The sequence below is a fragment of the Macrococcus psychrotolerans genome (assembly GCF_038095555.1).
Classification (GTDB): Bacteria; Bacillota; Bacilli; order Staphylococcales; family Staphylococcaceae; genus Macrococcoides; species Macrococcoides psychrotolerans.
This window is the reverse complement of sequence record NZ_CP124591.1, coordinates 948399-966560: the sequence shown is the minus strand read 5'-3', so window position 1 is coordinate 966560 and position 18162 is coordinate 948399. Positions and strand designations below refer to the sequence as shown.

16 protein-coding genes are annotated in these 18162 nt (G+C 38.3%); 1 reads left to right on the top strand and 15 read right to left on the bottom strand.

Translation table 11 applies throughout. The features are described 5' to 3' along the window. Positions 1-14 precede the first annotated feature (14 nt). The 15 genes from QA539_RS04845 to rbfA all read right to left on the bottom strand — a co-directional run bounded on the left by QA539_RS04845 (position 15) and on the right by rbfA (position 16120). The gene (locus QA539_RS04845) at positions 15-836 is read right to left on the bottom strand and encodes a helix-turn-helix domain-containing protein (protein ID WP_219494692.1); all 822 of its coding nucleotides are present in this window, start codon (positions 834-836) and stop codon (positions 15-17) included. Between the two features lie 15 nt (positions 837-851). Continuing rightward, on the bottom strand, positions 852-1643 hold the full coding sequence (locus QA539_RS04840; protein ID WP_219494691.1) for a YmfK family protein: 792 nt from the start codon (positions 1641-1643) through the stop codon (positions 852-854). A gap of 10 nt (positions 1644-1653) precedes the next feature. Continuing rightward, on the bottom strand, positions 1654-2361 hold the full coding sequence (locus tag QA539_RS04835; protein ID WP_419895566.1) for an SDR family NAD(P)-dependent oxidoreductase: 708 nt from the start codon (positions 2359-2361) through the stop codon (positions 1654-1656). Beyond that, positions 2354-3622 carry an EF-P 5-aminopentanol modification-associated protein YfmH gene (gene yfmH, locus QA539_RS04830; RefSeq protein WP_219494689.1) on the bottom strand — a complete coding sequence of 423 codons (1269 nt, stop codon included), beginning with the start codon at positions 3620-3622 and terminating at the stop codon, positions 2354-2356. The genes QA539_RS04835 and yfmH overlap by 8 nt, the downstream gene beginning before the upstream one ends. Next, entirely contained in the window at positions 3622-4854 is a 1233-nt protein-coding gene (yfmF, locus tag QA539_RS04825) for an EF-P 5-aminopentanol modification-associated protein YfmF (RefSeq protein WP_419895565.1), read from the bottom strand. Before yfmF ends, yfmH begins: the two co-directional genes overlap by 1 nt. Before the next feature lie 9 nt (positions 4855-4863). After that, positions 4864-5577 carry a GntR family transcriptional regulator gene (locus tag QA539_RS04820; RefSeq protein ID WP_413475280.1) on the bottom strand — a complete coding sequence of 238 codons (714 nt, stop codon included), beginning with the start codon at positions 5575-5577 and terminating at the stop codon, positions 4864-4866. Positions 5578-5588: 11 nt separating this feature from the next. Further along, on the bottom strand, positions 5589-7829 hold the full coding sequence (locus QA539_RS04815) for an FtsK/SpoIIIE family DNA translocase (protein WP_241427499.1): 2241 nt from the start codon (positions 7827-7829) through the stop codon (positions 5589-5591). Positions 7830-7888: 59 nt separating this feature from the next. After that, positions 7889-9562 (bottom strand): ribonuclease J2, encoded by a 1674-nt coding sequence (rnjB, locus tag QA539_RS04810; protein ID WP_419895564.1) that lies wholly within the window; start codon positions 9560-9562, stop codon positions 7889-7891. A gap of 120 nt (positions 9563-9682) precedes the next feature. Then, the gene (locus QA539_RS04805; protein WP_219494685.1) at positions 9683-9937 is read right to left on the bottom strand and encodes a hypothetical protein; all 255 of its coding nucleotides are present in this window, start codon (positions 9935-9937) and stop codon (positions 9683-9685) included. A 67-nt stretch (positions 9938-10004) separates the two neighbouring features. Next, positions 10005-11195 carry a M16 family metallopeptidase gene (locus QA539_RS04800; protein ID WP_419895563.1) on the bottom strand — a complete coding sequence of 397 codons (1191 nt, stop codon included), beginning with the start codon at positions 11193-11195 and terminating at the stop codon, positions 10005-10007. Positions 11196-11255: 60 nt separating this feature from the next. Further along, a complete protein-coding gene (gene pnp, locus QA539_RS04795) occupies positions 11256-13367 on the bottom strand; it encodes a polyribonucleotide nucleotidyltransferase (protein WP_219494683.1) in 2112 nt (703 codons plus the stop codon). 114 nt (positions 13368-13481) lie between these two features. After that, on the bottom strand, positions 13482-13751 hold the full coding sequence (gene rpsO, locus QA539_RS04790) for a 30S ribosomal protein S15 (RefSeq protein ID WP_015912457.1): 270 nt from the start codon (positions 13749-13751) through the stop codon (positions 13482-13484). Positions 13752-13858: 107 nt separating this feature from the next. Continuing rightward, complete coding sequence (locus QA539_RS04785) at positions 13859-14812, bottom strand: bifunctional riboflavin kinase/FAD synthetase (protein ID WP_219494682.1); 954 nt, start codon at positions 14810-14812, stop codon at positions 13859-13861. Positions 14813-14821: 9 nt separating this feature from the next. Further along, positions 14822-15718 (bottom strand): tRNA pseudouridine(55) synthase TruB, encoded by an 897-nt coding sequence (gene truB / locus QA539_RS04780; protein ID WP_219494681.1) that lies wholly within the window; start codon positions 15716-15718, stop codon positions 14822-14824. 57 nt (positions 15719-15775) lie between these two features. Then, on the bottom strand, positions 15776-16120 hold the full coding sequence (gene rbfA / locus QA539_RS04775; protein WP_012656768.1) for a 30S ribosome-binding factor RbfA: 345 nt from the start codon (positions 16118-16120) through the stop codon (positions 15776-15778). A gap of 352 nt (positions 16121-16472) precedes the next feature. Between rbfA and ilvD the strand changes: the two genes are divergently transcribed. Beyond that, positions 16473-18161: a dihydroxy-acid dehydratase gene (gene ilvD / locus QA539_RS04770; RefSeq protein ID WP_219494680.1), complete on the top strand. Its 1689-nt coding sequence runs from the start codon at positions 16473-16475 to the stop codon at positions 18159-18161. Position 18162 lies beyond the last annotated feature (1 nt).

Below are 18162 nucleotides of genomic sequence, written 5' to 3'. Positions count from 1 at the left end.
TATTCATCCTAACTCTATTTTTTTGAAACTTTAAAGAAATAAGTTCGCGTGATAAGATTCTCTGCTTCCTTTGGAACCGAAACTTTCTGGTTATTTATATAGATATCTGCTGAAGTAGAATTACCTGAAATAATTGTTACTTCCTTGGCATCCTTATCAATGTTGAAACTCTGTTCTTTAATTTCATTGTATACATAGTTCTTGTTCTTATCATCAAATACCTGTACCCATGTCGGCACCTTAGAAACGATCTTCACGGTCAGGGGTTGCTGTGACTTAACTTCATAGGTTAAATTACTACCATCAAAGTTTTTATATGTCAGACTTGTTTCAGGTTTCACCTGCGTTTTAACAGCTGGTTCGTCAGCCTTTGATATAGTTTCTTGTTTCTTCTCAACAGGGATGTTACGTGAAGGATTGAGAGATGCGGGTTTAAACGTCTCATCTTTATTTGTAAAGAGCAGTTGACTGAGTATCCATATGATGAAAAGAATACCTAAGCTCGCTATAATGATATAAAACAATTTACGCGTTGAATGATCATTCTCTGTAATATGCGTCGCCTTTAAAGTGCCTATTGCTTCTCTAGCCGATTTTTTTTCGACTGGAAGTTCTGATTCATGCTGTTTAATCAATTCTTTCCCATTAAGATTTACACAACGTGCATATTTTTCAATGAAACCTCGTGTATAATCTGGATTTGGCAGGTGTTCGAAATTATTCTTCTCAATCATTTCAATATATTTTTTTTGGATTTTAATTTTCTTTTCAAGGTCGATTAATGTCATACCAAGAGATTCACGTTTAGATCTTAAAATTTGTCCAATTTGTTTCATTAAAGTGCTCCTTTATTAAAAAAATCCAAATTCATCGTTATCAAACAAATTATTTTTAGATAATTGTTCATAAGTAATTTCTTGAGTTTCAGTTTCACGAATCTCAATAATATAATCAAAATCTTCTAATGTATAATCGGTTTTCTGTACAAATAAATCAGGATGTTCAATCACTTTCGTTGCAGGCAGTGCCATTACTTCACGAATTAGATCCAGATGCTCTGGCTTTTGTCTGATTGATAGCGCGCCATCTATAATGTAAATATGACTGTCATCATATTCTCCTTTAAATAAAGAATTACGCACTGTCTGCTTAATCATTGTCGAAGAAATAAATAACCATTTCTTATGTGCACATACACTTGCTGCGACAATAGATTCCGTCTTCCCTACACGCGGCATCCCTCTAATTCCAATCAATCGATGCCCATCCTCTTTAAAGAGCTCTGCCATTAAATCGACCAGTATTCCCAGTTCTTTACGAACAAAGCGAAAAGTATTTTTCTCATGGGTATCTTTCTGTATATACTGCCCATGGCGCACTGCGAGACGATCTGTCAATCTCGGTTCGCGCAGCTTAACGATTTCAATATCATCAAGTTGACTGATAATATGCTCGAATCGTTTCACCTTCTCAACATCATCTGTCTTAATGAGCAGTCCACGCTTTCCCTGGTCAACACCATTAATCGTAATGATGCTGATTCCAAGTGCACCTAGTAAACTTGATACATCTCCTAGAAGACCCGCACGATTAATCACTATCTCATATTCAAGGTACCATTCCTTTTTTAAAGTTTGTTCCATTCGCTTCCTCCTATATATACCAGCCACCATTGATCCGTATTACAGTGCCTGTTGTCGTATGGGCATACTGGTGTAGCAGAGTGCGTACACAATGGCTGATTTCTACCGGCTGTACACATTTTCTTTGAGGAATCTGTTCAATGATGTCCTGCACATCATCTCCAAGTGCATCCGTCATCTTTCCGGCAACGAGGCCCGGTGCAATAATGTTTGCGGTAATGTTTGTTTGTGCATATTCTTTAGCGATAGATTTTATAAAGCCGATTTGTGCCGATTTGAAACCACTATAGATACTTTCCATGCTACTACCTGTTTCACCCCATATAGAACTAATTACAATAATTCTACCATTATTTCCTTGTAATAAGCCACTAGAAGTATATTGAACGCACTTCACAAGGTTAAAGAAATGAATCGCGTACTGTTCATGAATTTTATCATCTGTGACATCACGAAGTTCTGAAAAATAGGACTTACCAGCAACATAGATTAAACCATCAAGATGTGCTGTCATCCATGTTTCAAAAGGATTCTTTTGTAAAGGAACCGATAAGTCAAGCTGTAAAAAAGAAATTGCCTGTCCAATAAACTGTTCTTTCAACTGCGTAATATCTGCACTAAAGTACTGAGCGATGACTTCATGTCCATCCAATAGCAAATCTCGTGTAATCTGACTGCCGATATCTCCGCTCGCTCCAATAACCATATATTTACCCATTCGGTAGCATCCTGCTATCTGTAATTGAGGCAGATGCTATCGCTGTTTTATACGTTGATATACAGTCCTCGAGTTGTAACTGATTGAGTATCGGTAATAAATCAAAGAGAATGTCTCCATTGAAGAAATAGCGTGTAAACTGATTAGCAATATATTCAGGACTATTCATACTGGAAACATATTCACCTATTGTCTGTTTTATCAGACGTCTAAAGGACGCCTCATCATTCAGCATTTCAAAATGATTCAGCTGTAATAAAATACGTTTCTTCAGTTCTTCAATATTATCAGTTGAACCGGCGATCAATATATGAGAAAAAGTAGGTTCAATAATAAAACTATACCCAAACGTGTCATCGATGAGGTGTTCATCTAGTAGCGATTGATAAAAATCAGTCTGCTCTCCAAATAAAAGATCTAATGCAAAAAGCATTTCCATTTCAATTTTCATATGAGATTCATGTCGATGATGAACATTCGTCTTAATACCAAGCATCAACTTATCCTTTTGTATACTTCCCTTTGATTGGATCATCGGTACATACACATCCGTCGGTTCATCAATCTTCATAAGTTCGGCTGGAACGTATTTATCTCTTTTTGTACCTAAACCATTAACATATTGGTACATTTCCTCGGGTGCTACATCTCCTACGATAAACATAACCATGTTCTCCGGATGATAAAAGGTCTCATAGCATTGATATAAAGTAGTGTCAGTAATTTCAGAGATACTTTCTATCGTACCCGCGATATCATATTTTACGGGATGATGATGATACATCGCATTTAAAGTCTGATAATAGAGCTTATAGTTGGGCTGGTCTTGATACATCTTAATTTCTTCAGCAATGATACCCACTTCTTTGTGCACACTTTCTGGCGTAAAATATGGGGTATCAAGCATATGCATTAGTAGCTTGATATTTTCTTTGAGACTTTCGACAGTCGTAAACAAATAGCTCGTTCGGTCATACGATGTAAATGCATTAGCAGAACTGCCATGCTCAGAAAATTCATTGAACATGTCTCCGTCCTCTTTTTCAAACATCTTATGTTCAAGAAAATGTGCAATCCCTTTTGGCATATGTATCAACTGGTCATCGAGATAAAAATCATTATGTATAGAACCATATTTAGCAGTTAAAGTAACATAGGACTTTTTAAACCCTTTTTTAGGTATGATAAATAAATCAAGACCATTATCAAGCTGATATTCATAAAGTGATTCATCTATAGAACGATAGTATGTTTTCTTCATTATTGCACCTCACTCACTAGACAATATATTGTGTGAAAACATCCAGTTTTCGCTAAATCTATGATGTCAGCCTTTGTCACAGCTTGAATGCCTTCAATCCATTCTTCCTGTGATATTTCAGACCCAAATGTATTAGAAAAACTTGTTTCCACAAATCCTTTCGGACGATCCGTTGACTCAAGTCGGCTGTTGATAATCAGTCTTTTTGACAAATCTACCATCTTTTCTTCAATCTCACCACTTTTTATCATTTCAAATTGGTTTTGAATCGTTTCGATTGCACGTGCTTTATTTTGCTGATTTACACCTGCAAGTACATACAGCAATCCACTGCGCGCATCAATCTGGCTATGTATTTGATAAGCTAGACTCAATTTTTCTCTAACGTTCATAAAGAGCATACTGGACGCATCTCCACCAAAGAGATGATTCAATACGATAAAGCTGAAGTACGATCTGTCTGGATGATGCACTTCAAACTTCATACCTATATTAAGCCGCGCTTGTGTGGTATCGATTGTTTCCTCAACATAATTTGTCTCTTTATTCGATGCAGGTCTGCTGTCATTTAAAGTTACCGTTGAAGAATTGAGCTGTATATATTTTTCATAAAGTGATTCAATTTCTTCTGAGTCGATTTCACCTACTGCATAGAAATAAATTTCATCTTCTTGTTTCATCTTCTGAAAGGTTTGATACAACGCTCTGCCATCAATATTGTCCAGTTGATGCTCATCGCCAAAGCTTGGTAGTCGGTTCGGGTCCTCCGGAAACATTGTGTGCAGCAACTGATAAAATCCATATTGCCCAATATTTTCTTTTATCGCCAAAAATTTATTCTTTAATAAGCGTTTTTCTTGATTCACAAGCCGTGTATTAAAAGCCTGATTCTGCACATTCGGGAAGTATAGTACTTCGTGTAATAATTTAAAAGCTTCTTCAAGTAAGTTTGTATCTGTTAAATATTTATCGTTAACAATATCTATACCTAAAGTGATGACATGTGCATTGTTCTGTTTTAAAACAGAGCTGTATAAATTTGCCCCATACAGTTCTGATAGATGATTCATCATCTCTATTTCTGTAGGATACTTCTGTGAAGTTTTCTGCATTAACTTTGATAACACACTTCTTGCAGTCATTGTAGATTCATCAAGCGGTGCTTTAAATTTAATTACGAGCGATATCGTCTTAAATTGAGAAGTATTTAAATAATTAATGTGATGTGACATGTGATTCACCTAATCTTTCTTTGTACGTCTTATTTTAAACTTGACTTGACTCGATTTAAAATAATTCATCGAATAAAGTACAGGATCATGATTATCGTTATAATGAATCTGTTTGAAAAGGAGTAAACTATCATCAGGCGCACAATCCAGCGCATTAGAAATATACGGCTCATAGCCGATTGATTCTATCTCAGTCGTAGCATAGCTGATGGCTAACCCTGCATCCATAAGTGCATCAAATAATGACCGTGAATTGATGCCGCTATCCATTTCAAAGTTCATCATATCAATTTTATCCAGACAATAAACAACCGGGGTTTCATCGGCAGTACGAATACGCTCGATAACTGTCACTTTTCGATCATCATCTATACGCAGCACACTTTTATCATCTAGCGACGGTTGTTCAATGTCTTGGCTGATAATGAGGGTGCCGGCTACGTAACCTGCTTCTTCAATCATAGAAGTAATACTCTTTAGTTCATCAACCGGATAGTTGAATGGGGGCTTCTCTTTGACAAAATAACCTTCCTGAAAGTGTTCAGTTATAATTTGCTCAGTTATAAGTTCATGAAATGCGAGTTCAATAGCATCACGTGATATATTTAACTGTCTTGAAATCTCATATTGAGAGGGTATCGGTTTATGACTATTGAAATCTCCAGAATATATCTTTGATAGAATCCAGTCCTTCGTATAGACAACTTCATGATTTACAGACAATATTACCGCTCCTATTCTTCATTTTGTTCTATTAAAACATTTCTTGGTTTACTTCCCGTAGCGGGACCAATTACTCCGTTTGCTTCCAGTTCATCAATTAAACGTGCCGCTCTATTGTATCCAATTCTAAACTGTCTCTGCAGTAAACTGGCTGAAGCTTTCTGTTTTTCGATTACAAATGCATATACTTCCTGATAAAGTTCATCTTCTGAATTAGCTTCGCTTTCTTTTACGTCTGTAGGCGTCATCTCTTCAACGTAATTTGCAGACTGCTGTCTTGTAACAAACTGAACGATAGCTTCTACTTCAGCATCAGATAAGAAAGCCCCTTGTATACGCGTCGGTTTAGATTGCCCATAAGGTAAATATAACATATCTCCTTTACCGAGCAGTTTCTCTGCACCTTGACTGTCCAGAATCGTCCTTGAATCAACAGCACTACTTACACTAAACGCAATTCGCGAAGGAATATTTGCTTTAATTAAACCTGTGATTACATCTACAGATGGGCGCTGAGTAGCGATGATCAGATGAATCCCCGCCGCACGTGCCATCTGTGCTAGTCGCATAATGGCTGCTTCTACATCTTTACTTGCCACCATCATCAAATCAGCTAGTTCGTCAACAATGACTACTATATATGGAAGCTTCGCATTCTTTTCGTTCATCTCCTGATTCTGTCTTTCAAGATACGCATTATATCCTTTTATATTTCGTGTACCAGTATGGCTGAATAAATCGTAACGACGTTCCATCTCACCAACAATCTTCTGCAGCGCCTGAGCAGCTTTCTGAGGATTCGTGACCACTGGCGTCAGTAGATGCGGTATACCATTATAGACGTTTAATTCGACCATCTTAGGATCGATCATCATCAGCTTCACTTCGTGAGGCTTCGCATTCATAAGTATACTTGTAATTATACCATTAATACACACCGACTTACCGCTTCCGGTTGCACCAGCCACAAGTAAATGCGGCATCTTGTCAAGTTCTGCAGTGATCGCTTCTCCTGAGATATCTCTTCCAAGCACAACCTTCAGCTTATTATCGTTTACAGGAGATGCTTCCAGCACTTCTCGTAACGTGACCATAGAGACCGACTGATTCGGGACTTCTATACCAACTGCCGATTTGCCAGGTATCGGCGCTTCTATACGGATATCTTTTGCAGCAAGTGCGAGCGCGATATCGTTATGTAAATTGACGATGCGACTGACTTTAACTCCCATAGCAGGCTGTACTTCATATTGGGTAACAGCGGGTCCAATCCTAATTTGACTCACCTTTGCATTGACCCCAAAATTCTTTAAAGTCGTTTCTAAAAGTTGTCCACGTTTTTTTACGTTCTGCATATTGTTCTTTGCTTTTTCAGCAGCAGGATGTAATAAAGTAATCGGTGGGAGCTTATAATTCGGATTCTCATCTTCTGTTGTTGCACTTGTATGTTCCACTGTTTCAAGATCCATATTACCCATCTTAGATGGTACATCTTTACTTGTACTTATAAACGCTTCAGCTTCCACAAGATCTTCATTGTTATCAAATTGCTCTACACTGTCATAAATTGGGATATCCTCAGCATCTTGAGTAAGTACAGGAAGGTCAGACACATCGATGACCTCATTTTGTTGTGTGTTCCTGTCCTTTTTTGCATAGTCTGTAACTTTAGCCATTAACAGGCGTAGATATTTCATGAGCCACAGGAATGTTTTTTCGGCAGCAAGACGAATAGATCTTCCAAGAATCAGCAATGTACTGATGGTTATCATCAGTAGCGATAATAAAAGTGAGCCAAATGTACTGATTAATGTACTGAACACCATATCATACAGATAACCTATGATACCGCCACCAAAAAAATGAATACCTGAATGAGATTGAAGCTCATAAATTGAATTAAATAACGGCACAATGGGCTTACCATTTAACATATGCTCTATAACCTGTAAAAATGAAGGTAGCGCTACAAGCATCAATAACCAGCCATTAACGCGACGATTCAGTGGTATCATCTTTTGATTGACGGTGTAGTATATCGTCACTAAAAGAATCAGTATGTACGCATAAAACCGTGCACTACCCGTAAAGTATGTAAATAGACTGTCAATGCCTACGCCAATGATTCCAAATTGAAATATGGCGGCAAAGATAAGTCCAATAATCAAAAGAGCAATCAAATAACGATAGGGTATATTATCCTTCTTCTTTGTATTACGTTTTTTCTTACGTGTTTTCTTTTTAATAGCCATACTGACACCTACCTTACTAAATAAATAAACAAGCTATTAATAGCTTGTTTATTTATAATTTAAATTTCTGAAATTACAGGAATGATCATCGGACGGCGTTTCGTATGTTCATAGAGCAGCTTGCTCAGCTTATCACGCATTTCCTGCTTAATTTCAGCCCATTCAATTTTATTTTTAGTCAAACCATCCTCTACAATAGCTCTAACCTTTTCTTCAGCTTCTTTGAGAAGATCCTCACTCTCACGTACATAAACAAATCCTCTTGACTGAATTTGAGGTCCTGCAGCGATGGTACGATTTTTTGGATCGATCGTTACGACAGCAATAAATATACCATCTTCACTCAGAAGGCGTCGGTCTCTTAATACGATATTGCCGACATCTCCAACACCAATACCATCAATCAAGACATTACCTGCTGTTACCTTTTCGTTCGCAAGCATATACTCACCGTCAAAGTTCAGACAGTCCCCCTTTTCTAATAAGAAGATATGTTCAGGCAGTACACCTGCTTCAGCAGCAAGCTTCGCATGAGCAATCTGCATCTTAAATTCACCTTGAACTGGAACAAAGTAAGTAGGTTTCATTAAGTTGAGCATCAGTTTAAGCTCTTCCATACATCCATGTCCAGAAGCATGAATCTTCTTATTAGTTGGTATGACTTTCGCACCTGCTTTAACAAGATGATTAATTGTAGAGCCTAATATGACTTCCATATTAGATGAAGGTGTCGTCGTAATAAATACTGTATCTCCTTCTTCTATATTCAGTATATTATGTCTATTGAGCGCCATCTGTGCAAGTGCCTCTATCGGTTCACCTTGAGTACCAGTCGAAATAATGATGACTTCATTCTTAGGATACTTCTCCACATCTTTGATTGGTATCAGCAATTGTTCTTTTATATCAAAGTATCCCAGCTTACGTGCCGTATTAAACGAACTTTCTAATGATTTACCTAGAAATGATACTTTTCGGTTATTTCTAGCTGCACTGTTTAATACTTGCTGTATTCTAATGAAGTTCGATGCGTAGCAGGAAACAATGATACGTCCATTTGCTTTTGCAAATTCGTCATTGATATGACTTTCAATGACATTTTCAGGTGTATTGTAACCCGGTTTCTCAGCTTCTGTGGAATCACTGATCAGCATAAGTACACCGTTATCACCAATTTGACCCATCTTTGTAATATCTGGTCTATAACTTCCGGATAAACTTTGATCAAACTTAAATTCACCAGTATAAACAATTGCACCATGTGATGTATGAATCACGATACCAATGCTATCTGGAATACTGTGTGACGTACTGAAAAATGATACGTTCACATTTTTAAAACGCATAATCGAGTCATTATTTACAGTATAGTACTTAATCTTCTTATTTATATTTGCTTCTTTCATTCGGTCTTTAACAAGTGCAATCGTCAGACGTGATCCATAGATAGGTGCATCAATCTGATTCATAATGTACTTTAAAGCTCCAATTGCATCAACATGTCCATGCGAAAGGAATATTCCTTTTAATTTCGCCTTATTTTCAATGACATAGTTGATATCTGGTATAACTACGTCTATTCCAAGCATCTCATCTTCAGGAAACATAAGTCCTGCATCAAGCATAAACATTTCATCGTCTACTTCAACGATGTACATGTTCTTTGCTATTTCACCTACACCACCAAGGGGTGTCATCTTTATATGTTCATTATCTTTTTTTACTAGATTCAAAATAGTTCCTCCTAAATTCTACCCGTTCAATTCATACTTCTTATATTATAAGCTAAATATAGACAATTTAACAATAAAAAATGCGTAAGCCTCTATAATAAGGCTTACGCACATCTGCTATTATTTTTCTAATTCCATCTTAAATTCGCCACCAGCTACTGTATAGTGCTTTAATGTTAGCCCTTCAGATGCATAGCGATCTGTATCCCCTTTATAAAGTACAAGCTGCACAGGTGCATTTGTTGTCTCAACTTGTTTGAACGCTAATCCCACATCTTCGCTTGTCGTTGACACATGTACAGTTTCATCTTCAATTCTAAAACGTCCTTCTGCTTCAATTTCTGAACCATTCACCTGAATTTTATCAAATACCATAGTTACATCTCCTTGTTATATAGTCATTCATATTATACATTTTTAGCAAGGATTAATCTATAGAAACCTAGTATATTCGGTAACTTGCATACGCTTTCTTAAAAACCTGCAGCGCTTCATTTACCTCTTCTAATGTAACAGCCATTATTTTTTCTTCCAGTTCATGTATATCATATATCTTATTGTAAAGCAGTATGCTCTTACCCATATGCTCCATAATGGACCCATCATAATCTAGATTCATATATAAATTTGTTACAAGATAATGTTTCGTTTTTAAAAGCAACGATTCTTCAATACCTGCTGCAAGCTGCTTGTGTATAAGATGAATCTCTGCCATACATCGTTCTATGTTTTTTGCGTCAGTAGCGAAGTATGTATAAAGAATCCCACCTTCTTCATAAGCATCGACCGATGAATATAATGCATAGCATAACCCTAGTGCTTCCCTTAACCTTCTGAATAGCAAACTCGTCATACTGCCACCATAGATATTATTTATAATCTCATAGCATGTACTTTTTTCATCCAGATAGCTGATCCCTCTATGCGCCAGTATAACATGTGCTTGTTCCATACTTTCTTTATGATGCATAAGATGAATCGTGTTCATTTTAAATCTTTTCAGTGGGCGTATCACTTTGTGAACAGAGTTAAATTGCTCAAAGTAATCCTTAATAAAATGATAATCAGTTCCAACGTACGACAAGATCATATTATCTGGCTGATAAAATTTATGATAAAACGCTTGAAGCATTGTCTGAGTAATATTATTAACACTGTCAGCCGTACCAAGAATCGGTGTGTTAAATGCAGTGCCTTCAAGTAACGCGCTTTCGAACTGCTCAAATGCACGTTCTTCATCATCATCTTCGATCATCTTTATCTCTTCTAGAATGACCTGACGTTCTTTTTCAAGTTCATCATTCGGGAATGTAGCACAGAACACCATTTCTTTCAGCAATTCAATGGCAACACGTTCAAATCGCTTTAACGTCTTAATCGAATAACATGTATATGTCTTAGTCGTATAGGCATTGACTTCTCCACCAATTGCATCAATTTTATCTGATAATGCTTGAAATGGAAACTGCTCCGTTCCTTTAAACACCATATGTTCAATAAAATGTGCGATACCTGCTGGATACCCTGCCTCATCCGATGTGCCCACTTTAATGTAAAGTCCAATATGAACGACCTCTAATTTTGTTTCGTGATATGCAAATGTCATATCATTCTTAAGTTTAATATGCTCCAAATAATCTCCTCACTGACAAATCAAATAAAAAGGTGAGACATATCGCCTCACCTTAATAATCTACTTTTCTTCTGATGCTTTCTTCTCTTCTTCTAACAGCACTTTACGTGATGCATTTACGCGACCTTGTTTATCAATCTCAGTGACTTTCACCAAGAACTGATCACCAAGCTTCACAACATCTTCTACTTTGTTTATACGTTCTAAAGCAATTTGCGAGATATGTACGAGCGCATCTTTACCTGGGAAGATTTCAACAAATGCACCGAACTTCTCGATACGTTTTACTGTTGCCATATAAATTTGGCCAACCTCAGCTTCACGTACAATATTTTCGATCAACTTCTTCGCCTCTTCTATCATTGATGCATCACTTGAACCGATGAAGACTGTACCATCTTGTTCAATATCAAGTTTAACTCCTGTTGCATCGATAATTTCGTTAATTTTCTTACCACCTGGTCCGATAACATCACGAATCTTATCAGGATTAATATGAATAATTTCAATTTTAGGTGCGTATTGGCTAAGTTCTGCTCTTGGTTCAGAAATTGTAGATAACATATGTTCCATAATATGCAGACGACCTACTCGCGCCTGCTCTAATGCTTCACGTAAGATATCTTCTGTTAACCCGTTAATCTTAATGTCCATCTGTATTGCTGTGATACCTTCTTTTGTCCCTGCAACTTTAAAGTCCATATCACCAAGTGCGTCTTCCATACCTTGAATATCAGATAGAATCGTATAATTATCATCTTTTGTTACAAGACCCATTGCAATACCCGCAACTGGTGCTTTAATTGGTACACCAGCATCCATCAAGGCGAGCGTAGAACCACAGATTGATGCTTGTGAACTCGAACCATTTGATTCTAAAACTTCAGATACAACACGAATTGTATATGGGAATTCTTTTTCATCTGGAATGACTTGCAATAGCGCACGTTCACCTAGTGCACCATGACCAATTTCACGACGACCTGGTGCACGAATTGGTCCTGTCTCACCTACAGAGAAATTCGGGAAGTTATAGTGATGCATGTAACGTTTCTCTTCTTCTACACCAAGACCATCGATAATCTGATGTTCACCTAATGCACCTAATGTTGCTACAGATAGGGCTTGAGTCTGTCCACGTGTAAATAGACCAGATCCATGTACACGAGGTAAAATGCCGACTTCTGAATCAAGCGGGCGAATTTCGTCTGGGCGACGTCCATCCGGACGCACTTTTTCTTCTGTGATAAGACGACGCACTTCTTCTTTGATCAGTGCATCGAACTTCTTGTTCACTGCAGTGATAACAGCTTCACCTTCACCTTCAAAAGCTTCGATGACCTTTAATTTGATTGCTGTAATATTTTCTTCACGTGCAAGCTTCTCCTGAGTTTGAATCGCCTGAGATAGTCCAAAGCTTTCTGATAATTGCTCTACCTTCGATTCTAAGGCTGTATCCGTTTCAACAGGTACAAACCTAGACTTTACAGGTTGTATCTCATCAATGATCGATTGCTGGAATTCAACAAGTTTCTTAATTTCAGCATGACCGAACATGATTGCTTCAAGCATCTTATCTTCCGCTACTTCTTTCGCACCCGCTTCAACCATGTTGACCGCATCAAAATGACCTGCAACTTGTAAGTCCAGAACAGAAACTTCACGCTGCTGAACATTAGGATTTATGATGAGTTCTCCATCAACTAAACCTACGTTCACACCTGCGATTGGTCCTTCAAATGGAATATCTGAAACCGAAAGTGCCATAGATGAACCGATCATCGCTGCCATTTCAGGTGAATTATCTGGATCTACACTCATAACCATAGAAATGACCTGAATATCATGACGGTAACCTTTCGGGAATAACGGACGAATCGGGCGGTCAATCAATCGTGAGGTCAAAGTAGCATCCTCACCTGGACGGCCTTCACGTTTGTTGAATCCTCCAGGTATCTTACCTGCCGCATATAATTTCTCTTCATAATTGACCATTAATGGGAAGAAGTCCACATCTCTAGGTTCTTTACTTGCTGTCGCCGTTGATAATACTACCGTATCCCCGTAGCGTACGAGTACTGCACCATTTGCTTGCTTTGCTAACTGGCCAGTTTCAATAATTAATGGACGACCTGCCCATTCTGTTTTAAAAACTTTCTTTTCTTGAGACATGTATGTATCTCCTCTCTCACATATATCCTTAATCATAACATGACAATTCATATTATGTCATAAATCGCATAAAAAAAACGAAAGAAACATAGGTTTCTTTCGATAAAATTAGAATTAACGACGTAATCCTAATGATTTAATTAATTCACGGTAACGTTGAACATCGTTCTCACGTAAGTAAGTTAATAAGTTTTTACGACGACCTACCATTTTTAATAAACCACGACGTGAATGGTGGTCTTTTTTGTGTGTACGTAAATGCTCGTTTAACGCATTGATTTCTGCTGTTAAAACTGCGATTTGTACTTCTGGGGATCCTGTGTCAGTTTCATGTACACGGTATTGTGCAATGATTTCATTTTTGCGTTCTTGTGAAATTGCCATTGTTAATAGCCTCCTATAAATTTAATTGACACCGTAACCTGAGCATAAAGTCGGAGTGATCTATAAGCCAAGGAAAGGTTCCTCGTTATTATATCATGAATCAATAATTAATCAAGATGAATGTCATTCAATATTTCAATTGCCTGTGCTTTATCTGCATTTATTTGTGTAATCAGACTATCAATACCATCAAACTTCTTTTCAGCACGTAAAAATTCATACCATTCAATTTCAACACGTTCTCCATATATTGAGTCTTTGAAATCAAAGATATTCACTTCTATCGAAACTTGCTGTTTTTCAGGGTCATGGAAGGTTGGTTTTACCCCCACATTACAGACGCCTTTATATATTTTACCAGTCTGATCGAGCTTCAGCGTAACGGCATACACACCTAAACGTGGCAATACAAAGTTTTCATTCGGCTCAACATTTGCCGTCGGAAATCCAATTGTACGTCCACGCTTTTCACCTTGAACAACAAGACCAGTAATTTTATAAGGTCTTCCAAGTTGTGCATTCACTGATTCAATATCGCCATGAATCAGATCTTTACGAATTAAAGTAGTAGAAACTTTCTCGTCAGCTAGCGCATGTCTTTCTACAGTCGTTACATTGAAACCATCTTTATCCGCTTCAAGTTTAAGCATATTTCCTTTTCCATATTTACCATAAGTAAAATCAAAACCAGCTACAACTTCTTTTACATGATTTTTAGTGAAATAATTCGAGATAAAGTCATGCTCCTCCATTTGAGCGAGCGAAGAAGTAAACGGCACGATAAATAAATAATCAATACCCATCGCTTCTAATATATGCTTCTTCTCCTGCATCGGCGTCAAATAATCTGTGCGTTGTTTTTCAGGATTTAAGACGACAGAAGGGTGAGGGTCAAACGTCATCACCGCTTTTTTCAGTCCTTTATTCTCAGCAATACATATCATGGTTTCAATGACCTTCTGATGTCCAGTATGAATCCCATCAAAGAAACCAATTGCAAGGGCACATGGTTCGTGATCATAACATTGCTCTATTGGATGTATCATTTCAATTGTTTTCATAGCTATCCCCTAATTAAATACTTTTTTAGCTTTGATCAAACCTGGATGCTTCTCATCCGGTATGAAAATTGCTATTACCTTATCATTGTACGTCATCACCGTCTCATCTTCAATCGGCGGGCTCATCTGACGTAACTTTTGGCCATACATAATCTTGACGGATGTCGGCTCATCGACAGCGACATGCCGCATATGGGCAAGACCCGCCTCTATCGGTTTGAGAAGCTCAGCTATCGCATCATAGGGTACTTCACGTAATTCATCTATTGTAATACAGTCTTCAAGCTTAAATCCACCACTCTCCGTTCGTGTCAAATCTGACATATGACCAATAGTACCTAGACTATCTGCTACTTGAGTGGCAAGCGTTCTAATATATGTCCCTTTACCACATGCGACTTCAATATTGAATATACATTTACCATCAATAAAACGAACAGCACTTGTACGTATTAATTCATAAATCTCCACTGTACGTTCTGGACGCTCAACCTCAATTCCTTCACGTGCATATTCATACAATTTACGTCCTTTTACCTTAACCGCGGAATACATCGGAGGAACTTGTCTAATTGAACCCGTTAGTTGAAGTAACACCTCATCGACCTGCGCCTCTGTATACATTCCCTCTTCAATCGATGCCGTATTCACAACCTCACCATGAGCATCTTCAGTCGCCGTCTGAACGCCGAGGGTCACCTCTGCAATATAACGTTTACCACTCTGCATCACATAATCACTGATACGCGTCGCCTTACCGACACAAATCGGCAATACGCCATCCACTTCAGGATCAAGTGTCCCCGTGTGACCGACTTTCTTCGTCCTTAAAATTTTACGTAGCTTAAACACCACATCATGACTCGTCATCCCCCGCGCCTTATTAATACCGATAATGCCATCCATAAAAAAACACTCCTTCAGTAAACTCTAAAATAGTTTACATGAAAAAGTGTGATTGGTCTATTTATCTCTATTTAATTCCGCAATCATACGCTCGATTTTATTACCATAGTCAATGGACTCATCATATTTAAATTTTAAGTCAGGTACAATACGTAAATCCATACGATGTGCGATTTCTGATTTAATGAATCCTTTAGATTTCTCCAGACCTTCTAAAGATTTCTTACGCTCCTTCTCTTCTCCAAGCACCGTTACATAAACCGATGCTAGACTTAAATCACCCGTAACCTCAACTTCTGTCACTGTTACAAAGCCGACATTCGGATTCTTTAGCTTCTGATTGATAATTTCACTGATTTCTTTCTTCAGCTGTTCACCAACTCGTTCACTTCTTAAACTCATATACTTCACCTCTATACTTTCGATTACTTTTATTATAAGGATTCAAACTGCTGATTGTCAATTTTTGCGTTTTTGTATTTTGCTTAATTTTTAGAAAATTTTAAATATTGTGTTGACATCTATGTCATTTTACTTTAAATTTGTAACATACAAAAAAACAGGAAGGACAGATGATGATGAATAACAGACATTTACAACTTAACAACATTATTATTATTATCGGTCCGGACTGGAACTGTAGGTAGATTACACTACTTATAAGTTTAAGTCCTATTTCACATGAATAGGACTGGGAACGATGTCCTATTCAGGGCATCGTTTTTTTTGTTTGTAAAATTAAGGGAGGATTTATATGAGAAGTAATATGATCAAAAAAGGACCTGAACAAGCACCGGCCCGCAGCCTACTGCACGCAACGGGACAAATTAAGTCACCAGAAGATATGAATAAACCATTTATTGCAATCTGCAACTCATATATCGATATCGTCCCTGGACATGTTCATCTAAGAGAACTTGCAGACATCGCAAAAGAAGCGATTAGAGAAGCAGGTGGCATACCGTTTGAATTTAATACGATCGGTGTTGATGACGGAATCGCTATGGGTCATATCGGCATGAGGTATTCTCTGCCGAGCCGTGAAATCATAGCTGACGCAGCAGAGACAGTTATCAATGCCCACTGGTTTGATGGTGTCTTCTATATTCCGAACTGCGATAAGATAACACCTGGCATGCTGCTCGCTGCTGTAAGAACGAACGTTCCTGCTATCTTCTGCTCAGGAGGTCCGATGAAGGCAGGATTATCCGCTACCGGCAAGGCACTGACATTATCTAGCATGTTTGAAGCGGTCGGTGCGTTCAAGGAAGGTACACTCACAAAAGAGGACTTTCTTGATATGGAACAAAATGCATGTCCGACATGTGGTTCTTGTGCTGGTATGTTTACTGCAAACTCCATGAACTGTCTGATGGAAGTGCTCGGACTTGCACTCCCCTTCAATGGTACTGCACTTGCCGTCAGTAAAGAACGTAGAGCACTGATCAGAGAGAGTGCGTTTAAGCTGATGGATCTTGTCAAACGTGATATCAAACCGAAGGATATCGTAACAAAAGAGGCAATCGACGATGCATTTGCGCTGGATATGGCGATGGGTGGTTCCACAAATACTGTTCTTCACACACTCGCACTTGCAAACGAAGCGGGTATCGACTATGACTTAGAGCGTATCAACGAAATAGCTGAAAAAACACCCTACTTATCGAAGATTGCACCAAGTTCTTCTTACTCCATGCATGATGTACATAACGCAGGGGGTGTACCTGCAATCATCAATGAACTGATGAAGCGTGAAGGAATTCTTCATCCTGACCGCATGACAGTTACTGGTGCTACTCTACGCGACAATAATGCTGCTCACACAATACAAAATGAGGAAGTCATCCATACACTGGATAGCCCTTACAGTGAACACGGCGGTCTTTCGATGCTTCATGGTAATATCGCTCCACTTGGAGGGGTTATCAAAGTAGGCGGTGTCGATCCTTCTATACAGACGTTCACCGGTGCAGCCATTTGTTTTGATAGCCATGACGAAGCGGTCGCGGCAATCGATAACCATACAGTACGTCCGGGCCATGTCGTCGTTATAAGATACGAAGGTCCAAAAGGTGGTCCAGGGATGCCTGAGATGCTTGCCCCTACTTCATCCATCGTCGGACGTGGCCTCGGTAAGGAGGTCGCCTTGATCACTGATGGAAGGTTCTCAGGTGCAACCCGTGGTATTGCAGTCGGACATATCTCACCTGAAGCAGCGGCTTTGGGACCTATCGCACTCATTGAAGATGGAGATATGGTCACCATCGACCTTGTGCATCGTACGCTGAACGTCGATGTAACAGATGATGAACTAAAGCAACGTAAGGCACACCTACAACCTTTTAAGGCAAAAGTTAGATCTGGATACCTCGCACGTTATACAGCACTTGTCACAAGTGCTAATACAGGCGGTGTCATGCAGATACCAGAACATCTATTATAAG

Bases quoted from the DNA above. Each gene is read 5' to 3' on its own strand.
- QA539_RS04845 (WP_219494692.1), bottom strand. From the start codon at position 836: ATGAAACAAATTGGACAAATTTTAAGATCTAAACGTGAATCTCTTGGT.
- QA539_RS04840 (WP_219494691.1), bottom strand. From the start codon at position 1,643: ATGGAACAAACTTTAAAAAAGGAATGGTACCTTGAATATGAGATAGTG.
- QA539_RS04835 (WP_419895566.1), bottom strand. From the start codon at position 2,361: ATGGGTAAATATATGGTTATTGGAGCGAGCGGAGATATCGGCAGTCAG.
- yfmH (WP_219494689.1), bottom strand. From the start codon at position 3,622: ATGAAGAAAACATACTATCGTTCTATAGATGAATCACTTTATGAATAT.
- yfmF (WP_419895565.1), bottom strand. From the start codon at position 4,854: ATGTCACATCACATTAATTATTTAAATACTTCTCAATTTAAGACGATA.
- QA539_RS04815 (WP_241427499.1), bottom strand. From the start codon at position 7,829: ATGGCTATTAAAAAGAAAACACGTAAGAAAAAACGTAATACAAAGAAG.
- QA539_RS04805 (WP_219494685.1), bottom strand. From the start codon at position 9,937: ATGGTATTTGATAAAATTCAGGTGAATGGTTCAGAAATTGAAGCAGAA.
- pnp (WP_219494683.1), bottom strand. From the start codon at position 13,367: ATGTCTCAAGAAAAGAAAGTTTTTAAAACAGAATGGGCAGGTCGTCCA.
- rpsO (WP_015912457.1), bottom strand. From the start codon at position 13,751: ATGGCAATTTCACAAGAACGCAAAAATGAAATCATTGCACAATACCGT.
- QA539_RS04785 (WP_219494682.1), bottom strand. From the start codon at position 14,812: ATGAAAACAATTGAAATGATACATCCAATAGAGCAATGTTATGATCAC.
- truB (WP_219494681.1), bottom strand. From the start codon at position 15,718: ATGGATGGCATTATCGGTATTAATAAGGCGCGGGGGATGACGAGTCAT.
- rbfA (WP_012656768.1), bottom strand. From the start codon at position 16,120: ATGAGTTTAAGAAGTGAACGAGTTGGTGAACAGCTGAAGAAAGAAATC.
- ilvD (WP_219494680.1), top strand. From the start codon at position 16,473: ATGAGAAGTAATATGATCAAAAAAGGACCTGAACAAGCACCGGCCCGC.